The sequence below is a fragment of the Streptomyces sp. NEAU-sy36 genome (assembly GCF_013423905.1).
GTDB classification, from domain to species: domain Bacteria; phylum Actinomycetota; class Actinomycetes; order Streptomycetales; family Streptomycetaceae; genus Streptomyces; species Streptomyces misionensis.
Map to the genome: position 1 here is coordinate 2,330,816 of NZ_CP058977.1, position 13,908 is coordinate 2,344,723.

Sequence of the window (13,908 nt, forward strand, 5' to 3'; positions counted from 1 at the left end):
TGAGCGGACCAGCGGCGACTTGAGTGTGAAGACATCCTCAAAACCAGGGCAATATGTCTGAAATGTCCGGCCTGACGGAGGCTGACCAGGACTTTTCCGCTGTTCTCGCTGACTCTGGCGGACTTGCCCGCTAGTCTCCGAGCAGTGGGGGCGCCTCCCACGCCCCTCATGGCAGTGGGGGAGAGCGGGCAAGCGTGTTGCTCGTGGCTCCCCAGGTGTGGGGCGACTAGGTTCCTCACCGGTCCGTATCCGACAGTTCGACATCCGAGGTGACGTAGGCGTGGCTCTTCCGCCCCTTACCCCTGAACAGCGCGCAGCCGCGCTCGAAAAGGCCGCCGCGGCTCGCCGGGAGCGGGCCGAGGTCAAGAATCGACTCAAGCACTCCGGCGCCTCCCTGCACGAGGTCATCAAGCAGGGCCAGGAGAACGACGTCATCGGCAAGATGAAGGTCTCCGCGCTGCTCGAGTCCATGCCGGGCGTGGGCAAGGTCCGCGCCAAGCAGATCATGGAGCGTCTGGGCATCTCCGAGAGCCGCCGTGTGCGGGGTCTCGGTTCCAACCAGATCGCCTCCCTGGAGCGTGAGTTCGGCAGCACCGGCGCCTGAGTCCGGGCCCGCGCCGGACCGGGAGTCCCGGGCACCCCGGGATTGCTGGAATAATCGCTGCATGAGTGAACGTCCGCGGCTGACCGTGCTCTCCGGCCCCTCGGGGGTCGGCAAGAGCACGGTCGTCGCCCATATGCGCAAGGAACACCCCGAGGTCTGGCTCTCGGTGTCGGCGACCACCCGCAAGCCGCGCCCCGGTGAGCAGCACGGAGTCCACTACTTCTTCGTCACCGACGACGAGATGGACAAGCTGATCGCCAACGGCGAGCTGCTGGAGTGGGCCGAGTTCGCCGGCAACCGCTACGGCACGCCCCGCGCGGCGGTGCTGGAGCGGCTGGAGAAGGGCGAGCCCGTGCTGCTGGAGATCGACCTCCAGGGCGCCCGCCAGGTCCGTGCCTCCATGACGGAGGCCCGGCTGGTGTTCCTGGCTCCGCCCTCCTGGGAGGAGCTGGTGCGCAGGCTCACCGGCCGGGGCACCGAGCCGCCCGAGGTCATCGAGCGCCGTCTCGAAGCGGCCAGGACCGAGCTGGCGGCCGAACCGGAGTTCGACGAGACCCTGGTCAACACCTCCGTCGAGGACGTGGCGCGTGAGCTGCTAGCCTTGATGGACGTTGTGTAATCGTGACGCTGATCACGATCTTTGATTCTTACCCATCCATCGGAAGGTAGAGCGTGTCCTCTTCCATCACCGCGCCCGAGGGCATCATCAACCCGCCGATCGACGAGCTTCTTGAGGCCACCGACTCGAAGTACAGCCTCGTGATCTACGCGGCCAAGCGTGCCCGCCAGATCAACGCGTACTACTCGCAGCTCGGCGAGGGTCTCCTTGAGTACGTCGGTCCGCTCGTCGACACCCATGTCCACGAGAAGCCGCTCTCGATCGCCCTGCGCGAGATCAACGCCGGTCTGCTGACCTCCGAGGCCATCGAGGGCCCCGCGCAGTAGTACGTTCAGACCGCAAATGCTTTGTCCACAGGCCCGGCAGTCATGCTGCCGGGCCTGTGGTGTGTCATGGGTGTTGCAGGTTTTCCGGACCGAGGAGACATGGTGGACAAGCCGAGGGTGGTACTGGGCGTCAGCGGTGGCATCGCCGCCTACAAGGCCTGTGAGCTGCTGAGGAGGTTCACGGAGTCGGGCCACGACGTGCGCGTCGTACCCACCGCCTCCGCGCTGCGCTTCGTCGGCGCCGCCACCTTCTCCGCCCTGTCCGGCAACCCGGTCGCCACCGAGGTCTGGGACGACGTGCACCAGGTCCCGCACGTGCGCATCGGCCAGCACGCCGACCTGGTCGTGGTCGCCCCCGCCACCGCCGACATGCTCGCCAAGGCCGCCCACGGCCTGGCCGACGACCTGCTGACCAACACCCTGCTGACGGCCCGCTGCCCCGTCGTCTTCGCGCCCGCGATGCACACCGAGATGTGGGAGCACCCCGCCACCCAGGAGAACGTGGCCACGCTGCGCCGCCGCGGCGCCGTCGTCATCGAGCCCGCCGTCGGCCGCCTCACCGGCGTCGACACCGGCAAGGGCCGGCTGCCCGACCCGGGGGAGATCTTCGAGGTCTGCCGCCGGGTGCTCGCCCGCGGCGTCCAGGAGCCCGACCTGCGCGGCCGCCATGTGGTGGTCTCCGCGGGCGGCACCCGCGAGCCCCTGGACCCGGTGCGCTTCCTCGGCAACCGATCCTCCGGCAAGCAGGGCTACGCCCTCGCCCGCACCGCCGCCGCCCGCGGCGCCCGGGTGACGCTGGTCTCGGCCAACACCGGTCTGGCCGACCCGGCGGGGGTGGACGTCGTCCGGGTCGGCACCGCCGTCCAGCTGCGCGAGGCCGTGCTCAAGGCGGCGGCCGACGCGGACGCCGTCGTCATGGCCGCGGCCGTCGCCGACTTCCGCCCCGCGGCCTACGCCACCGGCAAGATCAAGAAAAAGGACGACAAGGAGCCGGACCCCGTCGTCCTGGTCCGCAACCCCGACGTCCTCGCCGAGGTCTCCGCCGAACGGGCCAGGGCCGGACAGGTGATCGTGGGCTTCGCCGCCGAGACCGACGACGTGCTCGCCAACGGCCGCGCCAAGCTCGCCCGCAAGGGCTGTGACCTGCTGGTCGTCAACGAGGTGGGGGAGCGCAAGACCTTCGGCTCCGAGGAGAACGAGGCCGTCGTCCTGGGCGCCGACGGCAGCGAGACGCCCGTGCCGTACGGCCCCAAGGAGGCCCTCGCCGACACCGTCTGGGACCTGGTCGTGGCCCGCCTGGGCTGACGGCGGCGCGGCCGGCCGGGCGAATCCACCGGCGAATTCAGGTCATGCTCAAGTCGGGGGCGGTTACCCTGGCCAAGGTCGCCGGGCATTGTGCAGAATGCCCGTGCCGCAGGTCACAGCGCTCCCGAGAGGCGAGACGGTGGCCCACAGGCCGAGCGCGACCGATAAACTGTTCAAGGTCGGAGCCGGGCGCAGCCCCGCGTCGACTGCAAATGATCAGCCAGCAGCCGCTGCAACCACAGGGAGCGTTGTGTCCCGTCGCCTGTTCACCTCGGAGTCCGTGACCGAGGGTCACCCCGACAAGATCGCTGACCAGATCAGCGACACCATTCTCGACGCGCTTCTGCGCGAGGACCCGTCGTCTCGGGTCGCCGTCGAGACGCTCATCACCACCGGTCTGGTGCACGTGGCCGGCGAGGTGACCACCAAGGCCTACGCGGACATCGCGACCCTGGTGCGCGGCAAGATCCTGGAGATCGGCTACGACTCCTCGAAGAAGGGCTTCGACGGCGCCTCCTGCGGCGTGTCGGTGTCCATCGGCGCGCAGTCCCCGGACATCGCGCAGGGCGTCGACACCGCGTACGAGTCCCGGGTCGAGGGCGACGAGGACGAGCTGGACAAGCAGGGCGCGGGCGACCAGGGCCTGATGTTCGGCTACGCCTCCGACGAGACGCCGACCCTGATGCCGCTGCCCGTCTTCCTGGCGCACCGCCTGTCCAAGCGCCTGTCGGACGTGCGCAAGAACGGCACCATCCCCTACCTGCGCCCCGACGGCAAGACGCAGGTCACCATCGAGTACGACGGCGACAAGGCCGTCCGCCTCGACACCGTGGTCGTCTCCTCGCAGCACGCCTCCGACATCGACCTGGAGTCGCTGCTGGCCCCCGACATCCGCGAGTTCGTCGTGGAGCCGGAGCTGAAGGCGCTCCTGGAGGACGGCATCAAGCTGGACACCGAGAACTACCGCCTCCTGGTCAACCCCACCGGCCGCTTCGAGATCGGTGGCCCGATGGGCGACGCCGGCCTGACCGGCCGCAAGATCATCATCGACACCTACGGCGGCATGGCCCGCCACGGTGGCGGCGCCTTCTCGGGCAAGGACCCGTCCAAGGTGGACCGCTCGGCCGCCTACGCCATGCGCTGGGTCGCCAAGAACGTCGTGGCGGCGGGCCTGGCCTCCCGCTGCGAGGTCCAGGTCGCCTACGCGATCGGCAAGGCCGAGCCCGTCGGTCTGTTCGTGGAGACCTTCGGCACCAACAAGGTCGAGACCGAGAAGATCGAGAAGGCCATCGACGAGGTCTTCGACCTCCGCCCGGCCGCGATCATCCGCGACCTCGACCTGCTCCGCCCGATCTACGCCCAGACCGCCGCCTACGGCCACTTCGGCCGGGAGCTGCCCGACTTCACCTGGGAGCGCACCGACCGCGTGGACGCCCTGCGCAAGGCCGCGGGCATCTGATCCGTTCCGTGCCACGAGGCCCGGCTTCCCCACGGGGGCCGGGCCTCGGCACGTTCCGGCTCAGCCCGCGAGCCCCAGCCGGACCCGGCGCCGCGCACGGTCGACCTCCAGCACCCGGACCCGCAGCTCCTGCCCCTCCTCCACGGCCCGGCCGGCGAGGAGATCGGCGTGCACGAGACCTTCCGCGAACTCGTCGACGCGGACGAAGACCCCGATGGGAACGATCTTGGTCACCGGGCCGGCCAGGACGTCCCCGACGCCCACGCCCAGCGTGTCCCAGGGGTCGTCCTGGAGGGCCTTGAGGGACAGCGCGACCTGGCCCCGGCGGGTGTCCGAGGCCAGCACCTGCGCGCGGATGCGCTGCCCGGGCGTCACCACGTCCGCCGGGTCGTCGAACCGGGCCCAGGTCAGCTGCGCGGCGTTGACGAAGCCGGTTCCCGCGTGGACGGGATGCGCGGGCTCCCCGTCGATCCGCGCGAAGACCCCGAAGCGGTGCACCGAGGACACCGACCCCGTGACGACGTCCCCGCGCGCCAGGCCCAGCAGGAAGCGGTGCAGCGCCTCGTCCTCGCAGGCCCGCGCGGACAGCAGGACCTCGCCGCCGCGCCTGCCGCGCATCGTCACCTCCGCCCGGATCGGCTGTCCCACCGCGAACAGCTCCGCCGGGTGCCCGATCCGGCGCCAGGTCAGCTCGCCGCCGGGGACGCGCCCCGACGGGCGCCCCGGATCGCCGTCCAGCAGCACGAGCACATCGTCCCCGTCGAACCCGGCCACGGTGCCGGTCACCACCTCCCCGGGGGCGACGAGACGTTCTCTCAGGCAGTCCAACGGGTCCGGCGTCGAATCGGTCATGGTGGCGAGCCTAGGCGCGACAACCCCGGGACGGCCCCGCCGGACGGTGATCGGCCGGGGCCTTGTCGGTCGGGTTTGGTAAGAATGCAAGCGTGAGCAGCGAGAACGGGGAGCCCCGCAAGAGCGGGGGAGGCGGGCCCGAGGGGGCGCCGCCGGAGCAGCTCGCGCTCATCCGGGAGAGCGTGCGCAAGGCCAAGGCGCCCCGGGCCAAGCCGCGGACCTGGCGGGGCGCCGCGCTCGCCGAGCGGCTGCCGGTGGCGCGGGTGCTGGTCGACAAGGGCGTGCTGCACCTCGACCGGTACTTCGACTACGCGGTCCCCGCCGAGCTGGACGACGAGGCGCAGCCCGGCGTCCGGGTCCGGGTGCGGTTCGGGGCCGGACGGCACCGGGTGCGCGAGGGCCGCCGGGAGGGCGGCGGCCTCATCGACGGCTTCCTCGTCGAACGGCGGGCCGAGTCCGACTACTCCGGTCCCCTTGCCGCGCTCGCCCAGGTGGTGTCCCCCGAGCCCGTCCTCGGCGAGGAGCTGCTCGGCCTCGCCCGCGCCGTCGCCGACCGGTACGCGGGCAGCCTCGCCGACGTGCTCCAGCTGGCCGTACCGCCGCGCAACGCCCGCGCCGAGCAGCGCCCCTCACCCGACCCCCTGCCGCCCCCCGAGGCCCCGGACACCGGCTCCTGGGCGCGGTACGAGCACGGGAGCGCCTTCCTCCAGGCCCTGGCCGCCGGCGGCGCCCCCCGCGCGGTGTGGCACGCGCTGCCCGGGCCCCTGTGGAGCGAGGAGCTGGCCCGGGCCGTCGCCGCCACGCTCGCCTCGGGCCGCGGCGCCCTCGTCGTCGTACCCGACGGCCGCGCCGCCGCCCGCGTCGACGCCGCGCTGACCGCACTGCTCGGGCCGGGAAGGCACGCCCTGCTCACCGCCGACGCCGGGCCCGAGAAGCGGTACGCGCAGTGGCTCGCGGTACGGCGCGGGTCGGTACGGGCCGTCGTCGGAACCCGGGCGGCCATGTTCGCGCCCGTGCGCGACCTCGGGCTCGTCGCGATCTGGGACGACGGCGATGACAGCCACAGCGAGCAGCACGCCCCGCAGCCGCACGCCCGCGACGTCCTGCTGCTGCGCGCCACCCTCGACAAGTGCGCCTTTCTGCTCGGCGGCTTCTCCACCACGGTGGAGGCGGCCCAGCTGGTCGAGAGCGGCTGGGCGCGGCCCCTGGTCGCCGGGCGGGAGCAGGTACGGCGGTCCGCGCCGCTGGTGCGCACCGTCGGGGACGAGGACCTCGCCCGCGACGAGGCCGCCCGCGCCGCCCGGCTGCCGACCCTCGCCTGGCAGGCCGCCCGGGAGGGGCTGCGGCACGGGCCCGTCCTGGTCCAGGTGCCCCGCCGCGGGTACGCGCCGCGGATGGCCTGTGCCCAGTGCCGGGCCCCGGCCCGCTGCCGGCACTGCTCCGGACCGCTCCAGGGCCAGGACGCGGGCGTGCTGCGCTGCGGCTGGTGCGGCCGGGAGGAAGGGGCCTGGCACTGTCCCGAGTGCGGCGGCTTCCGGCTGCGCGCCCAGGTGGTCGGCGCCCGGCGCACCGCCGAGGAACTGGGCCGGGCCTTTCCCGCCGTGCCGGTGCGCACCTCGGGGCGGGAACATGTACTGGACACCGTGCCGGGCACGCCCGCGCTGGTGGTGAGCACCCCGGGCGCCGAGCCGGTGGCCGAGGGCGGCTACGCGGCGGCGCTGCTGCTCGACGGCTGGGCCATGCTCGTACGACCCGATCTGCGGGCCGGCGAGGACGCGCTGCGCCGGTGGATCGCGGCGGGGGCGCTGGTCCGGCCGCAGGGCGAGGGCGGCACCGTGGTCGTGGTGGCCGAGCCGACCCTGCGGCCCGTGCAGGCGCTGGTGCGCTGGGACCCCGTGGGGCACGCGCTGCGGGAGCTGGCCGAGCGGGCCGAACTCGGTTTTCCGCCGGTGTCCCGGATGGCGGCCGTGTCCGGCCCGCCCGAGGCGGTCGCGGAGTTCCTGGCGGCGGTCGAACTGCCGCCCGACGCCGAGGTGTTGGGGCCGGTGCCGTTGCCGCCCGCGCCGCCCGGCGGTGCGCGCAGGCCCGGCGCGGTGCCTCCCGGCGAACACTGGGAGCGGGCTCTGGTGCGTGTGCCCCCGGGCAGCGGCGCGGCGCTGGCCTCCGCCCTGAAGACCGCGCAGGCGGCGCGGATGGCCCGGGGGAGCGGGGAGACGGCGCGGGTGCGGGTGCGGATCGATCCGCCGGACATCGGGTGAGGGGCGCGGGTGCGCGGGCCGCCGCCCGTCGTGGGCTCTCCGCCCTCCGGGGCGTCCTTCCGGCCCTCCCAAAGGACCCGTGGGTCTCCTGGGAGGGCGACGCCGGGCGGGTCAGCCGTTGCGCGGTCCGGGGAAGGCCGTCGGGCGGGCGTCCTCGCGCAAGGCCGTCGGGCGGGCGTCCTCACGCAAGGCCGTCGGGCGGGCGTCCTCACGCAAGGCCGTCGGGCGGGCGTCCTCACGCAGGGTCGGGCTGCCCGCGGTCGGCTGGGTGGGCATGGAACGGGCGGCCGGCACCGTCGGCACCGTGGGCAGGCCGGCGTTCACGTTGAGCGTGCGGGTGCCGGACGGCTCCGGCGTCCGCTCGGCCTCGGCGGCCGTCTGCGCGGCGGCGCGGCGGGCGCCGTAACGGCGGTGCACCGCCTGCTTGGTGACGCCGAGCGCCGAGCCCACCGCGTCCCAGGAGAAGCCGAGCGAGCGGTCGAAGTCCACGGCGGCCGTGACCAGTGTCTCGACGCTGTCCCGCAGTTCCTGGGCGAGACGGACCGTGGGGGCGGGGGCGCGTCCGTAGACGACGAAGCCCGTGGACGGGCCGGTGCGGCGCGGGCGGTAGACGTTGCCCAACTGGGCGGTGAGCGTGCGCAGCGCGTCCACCTGCCGGCGGACCCGCTCGATGTCCCGCACCAGCAGGTGCAGGCTGGCCCGGGCCTGGGCGTCGTGGGTTGCGTGGTCGGCCATGAACAAGCCTCTCGAACCGGCGTTGAAAGGAATCGGGCGGCGAAGCGGCCCTATGTGGTCAACTCTTTCTTGACCAACGCCTGTGCGCTCCGCTGGTCACGGGGTGGGGGCGTGCAGGCATATGCGTACGCCGTTCGTCCGCCCGCGCGCCGCCCGGCGCTCAGCTGGCCCGGCGGCCGGGCCAGTTGCGCGCCGTCGTGCTCCGCGGAGTGCCGGTTCCCGGGCGGTCATAGACTGGTGCGCTGCCCGTACGATCCCCGCCCGAGAGGCCCGATCCCGCCCATGAAGCTCGTCTTCGCCGGTACCCCCGAGGTCGCCGTTCCCGCCCTGGACGCCCTGCTCGCCTCCGGGCGGCACGAGGTGGCCGCCGTCGTCACCAGGCCCGACGCACCCGCGGGGCGGGGCCGCAGGCTGGTCGCGTCGCCCGTGGCCGAGCGGGCGGAGGAGGCCGGCATCGAGGTGCTGAAGCCGGCCAGGCCGCGGGACCCCGAGTTCCTCGCCCGGCTGACGGAGATCGCCCCGGACTGCTGCCCGGTCGTCGCCTACGGCGCGCTGCTGCCCCGCGTCGCCCTGGACATCCCCGCGCACGGCTGGGTCAACCTGCACTTCTCGCTGCTGCCCGCCTGGCGCGGGGCCGCGCCCGTGCAGCACTCGATCATGGCGGGCGACGAGATCACCGGTGCGTCCACCTTCCTCATCGAGGAGGGCCTGGACTCCGGGCCGGTGTACGGCACGGTGACGGAGGAGATCCGGCCCACCGACACCAGCGGCGACCTGCTCACCCGGCTGGCCTTCGCCGGGGCCGGGCTGCTCGCGGCCACCATGGACGGCATCGAGGACGGCACTCTGAAGGCCGTGCCTCAGCCGGCCGATGGCATCACCCTCGCGCCGAAGATCACCGTCGAGGACGCCCAGGTGGACTGGGCGACGCCGGCGCTGCGCGTGGACCGGGTGGTGCGCGGCTGCACCCCGGCGCCCGGCGCCTGGACCACCTTCCGCGGCGAGCGGCTCAAGCTCATCCAGGTCACCCCGGTGCCCGCCCGGACGGACCTCGCGCCCGGACGGCTCGCGGCCGGCAAGAACAGCGTGCACGTGGGCACCGGCTCCCACGCCGTCGAGCTCCTGTGGGTCCAGGCCCAGGGCAAGAAGCCGATGCGCGCGGCCGACTGGGCCCGGGGGGCGCGGATCACGGAGGGCGAGTCCCTGGGCGGCTGACCGGGGCGCTGCGGCGGCGGGCAGCGCCCGCCGCCTTCCACGGCGGCACCCGGACCCCTGGCACACGGGCCCTCGACCTGGCGCCCGGGCCCTCGACGCGGCCCCGGGCCCGAGCGCCCCGGCACCCGCGCACCCCCGCTCACCTCCGCCGACGTAGGCTGGGCGGCACACCCCCTTTCACCTCCGGAGCACCTTTTTCGTGAGCGAGCAGCCGCGGCGGGGCCGTAAGCCCGCCAAGCCCTATCGGCGTCCCAAGAAGGACCCCGTCCGCATCCTGGCCTTCGACGCGCTGCGGGCGGTGGACGAGCGGGACGCCTATGCCAATCTCGTGCTGCCGCCGTTGCTGCGGAAGGCGCGGGAGAAGGGCGACTTCGACGCGCGGGACGCCGCGCTCGCCACCGAGCTGGTGTACGGGACGCTGCGCCGGCAGGGCACGTACGACGCGGTGATCGCCGCGTGCGTGGACCGGCCGCTGCGCGAGGTGGACCCGCCGGTGCTCGACGTGCTCAGCCTGGGCGCGCACCAGCTGCTGGGGACGCGGATCCCGAGTCACGCCGCCGTGTCCGCCACCGTGGAACTCGCCCGGGTCGTGCTCGGCGACGGGCGGGCCAAGTTCGTCAACGCGGTGCTGCGCAAGGTGGCGCAGGACGACCTCGACGGATGGATCGAGAAGGTCGCGCCGCCGTACGACGAGGACCCCGAGGACCACCTCGCCGTCGTGCACTCGCACCCCCGCTGGGTCGTCTCCGCGCTGTGGGACTCGCTGGGCGGCGGGCGCGCCGGCATCGAGGAGCTGCTCGCGGCCGACAACGAGCGGCCGCGGGTGACTCTCGTGGCGCGGCCGGGCCGGGCCACCACCGAGGAGCTGCTGCGCGAGGAGGCCGCCGAGCCCGGGCGCTGGTCGCCGTACGCCGTGCGGCTGGCCGAGGGCGGCGAGCCGGGCGCGGTCGAGGCGGTGCGCGAGGGGCGCGCCGGGGTGCAGGACGAGGGCAGCCAGCTGGTGGCGCTCGCGCTGGCCAACGCGCCCCTGGAGGGGCCGGACGCCAGGTGGCTCGACGGCTGTGCCGGACCCGGCGGGAAGGCCGCGCTGCTGGGGGCGCTCGCCGCCGAACGCGGTGCCGCGCTGCTCGCCTCGGAGAAGCAGCCGCACCGGGCCGGGCTGGTCGCCAAGGCGCTGGCCGGCAACCCGGGGCCGTACCAGGTGATCGCCGCGGACGGCACCCGGCCGCCGTGGCGGCCGGGCAGCTTCGACCGGGTGCTGGTGGACGTGCCGTGCACCGGGCTGGGCGCGCTGCGGCGGCGGCCCGAGGCCCGCTGGCGCAGGCGCCCCGAGGACCTGGACAATTTCGCTCCCCTCCAGCGGGCGCTGCTGCGCACCGCGCTCGACTCGGTGCGCGTCGGCGGCGTGGTCGGCTATGCCACCTGCTCCCCGCACCTCGCCGAGACCCGGGCGGTCGTCGCCGACGTGCTCAAGCAGTACCCGGACGCCGAGCTGATCGACGCCCGGCCGCTGCTGCCGGGCGTCGATCAGCTCGGCGAGGGCCCCGACATCCAGTTGTGGCCGCATCTGCACGGCACCGACGCGATGTATCTGGCGCTGATCCGCAAGACCGCCGACTGACGGTCGGGAGGCGGTCGCGCGGGGCACCATTTCACCGCGTGCGCCGGGTTCGTCGCCCTCGGTTATCCACAGGGGCGTCCGGAACATCAGACAAACGGCAGATCAGTGTGATGAACGGTCTCACCTGTGGACCGGCGCGAACATCAGTGCCCCGGACATGGCAGTCTTGGGGCATGGCCGTGCAGATCAACCCCAGCATCCTGTCCGCCGACTTCGCCCGCCTGGCGGAGGAGGCCAAGGCTGTCCAGGGCGCCGACTGGCTTCACGTCGACGTCATGGACAACCACTTCGTCCCCAACCTCACGCTCGGCGTGCCGGTGGTGGAGTCCCTGGCCCGTGCGACGGACACCCCGCTGGACTGCCACCTGATGATCGAGGACCCCGACCGCTGGGCCCCGCAGTACGTGGAGGCGGGCGCCTCGTCCGTCACCTTCCACGTGGAGGCGGCCGCCGCCCCGGTGCGTCTCGCCCGCGAGATCCGCGCCAAGGGCGCGCGCGCCTCCATGGCACTCAAGCCCGCGACGCCCATCGAGCCGTACGAGGACCTGCTGCCGGAACTCGACATGCTGCTCATCATGACCGTCGAGCCGGGCTTCGGCGGCCAGGCCTTCCTCGACATCATGCTGCCGAAGATCCGTCGCACCCGTGAGCTGATCGGCAAGCACGGCCTCCAGCTCTGGTTGCAGGTCGACGGCGGTGTCTCGGCCACCACGATCGAGCGGTGCGCGGAGGCGGGCGCGGACGTGTTCGTCGCCGGCTCGGCGGTCTACGGGGCGAAGGACCCGGCGGACGCGGTGCGTGCCCTGCGCACCCAGGCGGAGACGGCCACCGCCGGGGCGTCCTGGGCATGCGACCACTGAGCCACGGCTGCGTGAACGGTTGAGAGAACGCCGCCCATCAGGGCGGATCAGTTGCGCCGAATCTGCAAGGATGAACGGCGAATCCAGAGTGTGAACAGCAGTGAGGAGATCGCCGTGTCGGGTATGTCGGCGGGCCGGTCAGCCATGCGGATGGGACCCGCTGAGCTGGTCCAGGCGGCGGCCATGGCCCGCCGCTTCTACCTTGAGGGCAAGTCCAAGATCCAGATCGCGGAGGAGTTCGGCGTCAGCCGCTTCAAGGTGGCCCGGGTCCTGGAGACCGCTCTCGAACGGGATCTCGTACGCATCGAGATCCGTGTGCCGGCCGAGCTGGACGCCGAGCGCTCCGACGCGCTCCGCGCCCGCTACGGCCTCAGGCACGCCGTCGTGGTCGAGTCCCCGGCGGAGGCCGAGGAGACCCCCGACCCGGAGAACCTCGGCGAGGTCGCGGCCGACCTGCTCGGCGAGCTGGTCGACGAGGGGGACGTACTGGGGCTGGCCTGGGGCCGGTCCACCATCCACATGGCGGCCGCGCTCGACCGGCTGCCGCCGTGCACGGTGGTGCAGCTGACGGGTGTGTACGACGCGGGCACCTCGGAGCGCGGCTCGGTCGAGGCCGTGCGCCGTGCCGCCCAGGTCTCGGGCGGCGACGCCCACCCGATCTACGCGCCGATGCTGCTGCCGGACGCGGCCACCGCGGCGGCCCTGCGCAACCAGACCGGGATCGCCCGCGCCTACGAGTACTTCGACAAGGTCACGGTCGCCTGCGTCTCCATCGGTTCCTGGGAACCGGGCATCTCGACGGTGCACGACATGCTCAGCGACGAGGAGCGGGCGCACTACGCCTCGCTCGGCGTCGCCGCCGAGATGGCCGCGCACCTCTTCGACGCCGAGGGGCGCCGGATCGGGCGGGACCTGGGGGAGCGGTGCATCACCGTCAAGGCCGACCAGCTGCGCCGCATCCCGGAGGTCGTGGCGATCGCCGGCGGTCAGCGAAAGGCGGCGGCGATCGACGCGGTGCTGCGCTCCGGGCTGGTCACCAGCCTGGTCACGGACACCTCGGCCGCGGACTACCTGATGACCGCGGGCCCGACGCCGAAGGCGGCGCTCAGCCGGCAGGACCCCGACGGGCAGTGAGCGGCGGTGAGCGGGGACGGAGGCGGACGAGACGGCCGCCGGCCGCCCTCGCCTCCGCCGCCTTCCGCGGGGCACGGGTCGTCCGGACCGGCCCGCCGTGAAAGCATCGTCCGCATGTCGTCGCGGTACGTTCCCCTGAAGTTCCGATGGTCCCGGGCGCCCGGCCGGGCCCCGTCCCGTGTGCTCGCGGGGCTGCTGGTCGTCCTCGCCGTGCTGCTCGCCGGCTGTGCCGGAGGCACGGGCACGAGCACGGGCAGCGGTGCGGGGGCGGGCGGGGGCCCGTCGTCCGCCGCCGTGGCCACTCCCGGGTGGGCCAGGGGCATGGCCACCGTGCCCGAGTCCCGGCTGCCCGCCGAGGCCCGGCGGACCCTGGCCCTGATCGACCGGGGCGGCCCCTACCCGTACTCCCGCGACGGGATCGTCTTCGGCAACTACGAGAGACACCTGCCGAAGCACCAGCGCGGCTACTACCACGAGTACACGGTGCCGACGCCCGGCTCGCACGACCGCGGGGCGCGCCGCATCATCACCGGACAGGGCGGGGAGTTCTACTACACCGGTGATCACTACAACTCGTTCCGGGCGGTGCTGAGATGACCCGGCAACTCACCGACCGCGCGGTCGTCGCCCTCGACCTCTCCCGGGTCACGGACAAGGCCGCCCTGATGGACGCGGTGGCGGCGGCCCTGGCCCTGCCCGACTGGTTCGGCCGCAACTGGGACGCGCTCCTGGACAGCCTCTGCGACCCCTCCGTCTGGCCGACCGCGGCGGCCGACCGCGGACTGCTCCTCGTCGTCACGGGCTGGACACCGTACGCGGACGCCCGCCCCGACGAGTGGCGGGTGGCCCACGAGATCTTCACCGAGGCGAGCGAGGGCCCGGAGCCGGTGACGGTGGCGCTGGCGTTGGGGTGAGGGTGT

At 73.6% G+C, this 13,908-nt stretch carries 14 protein-coding genes; 12 read left to right on the plus strand and 2 right to left on the minus strand.

Translation table 11 applies throughout. The features are described 5' to 3' along the window. Positions 1 to 280: 280 nt before the first annotated feature. The 5 genes from HZZ00_RS10640 (at position 281) to metK (ending at position 4,313) form a co-directional block, all read left to right on the plus strand. On the plus strand, positions 281 to 604 hold the full coding sequence (locus HZZ00_RS10640; RefSeq protein WP_037651003.1) for an integration host factor: 324 nt from the start codon (positions 281 to 283) through the stop codon (positions 602 to 604). Between the two features lie 61 nt (positions 605 to 665). Then, positions 666 to 1,223, plus strand: a complete 558-nt coding sequence (gene gmk / locus HZZ00_RS10645; protein ID WP_180331948.1) for a guanylate kinase — start codon at positions 666 to 668, stop codon at positions 1,221 to 1,223. Between the two features lie 53 nt (positions 1,224 to 1,276). Next, positions 1,277 to 1,549, plus strand: a complete 273-nt coding sequence (gene rpoZ, locus HZZ00_RS10650; protein ID WP_005319902.1) for a DNA-directed RNA polymerase subunit omega — start codon at positions 1,277 to 1,279, stop codon at positions 1,547 to 1,549. Between the two features lie 102 nt (positions 1,550 to 1,651). Continuing rightward, positions 1,652 to 2,854: a bifunctional phosphopantothenoylcysteine decarboxylase/phosphopantothenate--cysteine ligase CoaBC gene (gene coaBC / locus HZZ00_RS10655; RefSeq protein WP_180333453.1), complete on the plus strand. Its 1,203-nt coding sequence runs from the start codon at positions 1,652 to 1,654 to the stop codon at positions 2,852 to 2,854. 250 nt (positions 2,855 to 3,104) lie between these two features. Beyond that, positions 3,105 to 4,313: a methionine adenosyltransferase gene (gene metK / locus HZZ00_RS10660; protein ID WP_070030047.1), complete on the plus strand. Its 1,209-nt coding sequence runs from the start codon at positions 3,105 to 3,107 to the stop codon at positions 4,311 to 4,313. Between the two features lie 60 nt (positions 4,314 to 4,373). Here the strand turns inward: metK and HZZ00_RS10665 are convergent, their stop codons facing one another. Beyond that, complete coding sequence (locus tag HZZ00_RS10665) at positions 4,374 to 5,165, minus strand: S1 RNA-binding domain-containing protein (protein WP_257585736.1); 792 nt, start codon at positions 5,163 to 5,165, stop codon at positions 4,374 to 4,376. A 92-nt stretch (positions 5,166 to 5,257) separates the two neighbouring features. Between HZZ00_RS10665 and HZZ00_RS10670 the strand changes: the two genes are divergently transcribed. Then, complete coding sequence (locus HZZ00_RS10670) at positions 5,258 to 7,423, plus strand: primosomal protein N' (protein ID WP_180331949.1); 2,166 nt, start codon at positions 5,258 to 5,260, stop codon at positions 7,421 to 7,423. A gap of 111 nt (positions 7,424 to 7,534) precedes the next feature. Here HZZ00_RS10670 and HZZ00_RS10675 read toward each other — a convergent pair whose 3' ends face one another. After that, positions 7,535 to 8,158 (minus strand): hypothetical protein, encoded by a 624-nt coding sequence (locus tag HZZ00_RS10675; RefSeq protein WP_180331950.1) that lies wholly within the window; start codon positions 8,156 to 8,158, stop codon positions 7,535 to 7,537. Between the two features lie 282 nt (positions 8,159 to 8,440). Between HZZ00_RS10675 and fmt the strand changes: the two genes are divergently transcribed. The 6 genes from fmt to HZZ00_RS10705 all read left to right on the plus strand — a co-directional run bounded on the left by fmt (position 8,441) and on the right by HZZ00_RS10705 (position 13,902). After that, the gene (gene fmt / locus HZZ00_RS10680; protein ID WP_180331951.1) at positions 8,441 to 9,373 is read left to right on the plus strand and encodes a methionyl-tRNA formyltransferase; all 933 of its coding nucleotides are present in this window, start codon (positions 8,441 to 8,443) and stop codon (positions 9,371 to 9,373) included. A 199-nt stretch (positions 9,374 to 9,572) separates the two neighbouring features. Next, positions 9,573 to 10,994, plus strand: a complete 1,422-nt coding sequence (locus tag HZZ00_RS10685; protein WP_180331952.1) for an RsmB/NOP family class I SAM-dependent RNA methyltransferase — start codon at positions 9,573 to 9,575, stop codon at positions 10,992 to 10,994. Between the two features lie 173 nt (positions 10,995 to 11,167). Beyond that, positions 11,168 to 11,854 (plus strand): ribulose-phosphate 3-epimerase, encoded by a 687-nt coding sequence (gene rpe / locus HZZ00_RS10690; protein WP_180331953.1) that lies wholly within the window; start codon positions 11,168 to 11,170, stop codon positions 11,852 to 11,854. A gap of 90 nt (positions 11,855 to 11,944) precedes the next feature. Further along, a complete protein-coding gene (locus tag HZZ00_RS10695) occupies positions 11,945 to 12,988 on the plus strand; it encodes a sugar-binding transcriptional regulator (protein ID WP_070030040.1) in 1,044 nt (347 codons plus the stop codon). Positions 12,989 to 13,102: 114 nt separating this feature from the next. Beyond that, positions 13,103 to 13,585, plus strand: a complete 483-nt coding sequence (locus HZZ00_RS10700; protein WP_180331954.1) for a ribonuclease domain-containing protein — start codon at positions 13,103 to 13,105, stop codon at positions 13,583 to 13,585. Then, positions 13,582 to 13,902 carry a barstar family protein gene (locus HZZ00_RS10705; RefSeq protein WP_070030039.1) on the plus strand — a complete coding sequence of 107 codons (321 nt, stop codon included), beginning with the start codon at positions 13,582 to 13,584 and terminating at the stop codon, positions 13,900 to 13,902. The genes HZZ00_RS10700 and HZZ00_RS10705 overlap by 4 nt, the downstream gene beginning before the upstream one ends. Positions 13,903 to 13,908: the final 6 nt, after the last annotated feature.

Bases quoted from the DNA above. Each gene is read 5' to 3' on its own strand.
- gmk (WP_180331948.1), top strand. From the start codon at position 666: ATGAGTGAACGTCCGCGGCTGACCGTGCTCTCCGGCCCCTCGGGGGTC.
- HZZ00_RS10700 (WP_180331954.1), top strand. From the start codon at position 13,103: ATGTCGTCGCGGTACGTTCCCCTGAAGTTCCGATGGTCCCGGGCGCCC.
- HZZ00_RS10665 (WP_257585736.1), bottom strand. From the start codon at position 5,165: ATGACCGATTCGACGCCGGACCCGTTGGACTGCCTGAGAGAACGTCTC.
- HZZ00_RS10705 (WP_070030039.1), top strand. From the start codon at position 13,582: ATGACCCGGCAACTCACCGACCGCGCGGTCGTCGCCCTCGACCTCTCC.
- rpe (WP_180331953.1), top strand. From the start codon at position 11,168: ATGGCCGTGCAGATCAACCCCAGCATCCTGTCCGCCGACTTCGCCCGC.
- HZZ00_RS10675 (WP_180331950.1), bottom strand. From the start codon at position 8,158: ATGGCCGACCACGCAACCCACGACGCCCAGGCCCGGGCCAGCCTGCAC.
- fmt (WP_180331951.1), top strand. From the start codon at position 8,441: ATGAAGCTCGTCTTCGCCGGTACCCCCGAGGTCGCCGTTCCCGCCCTG.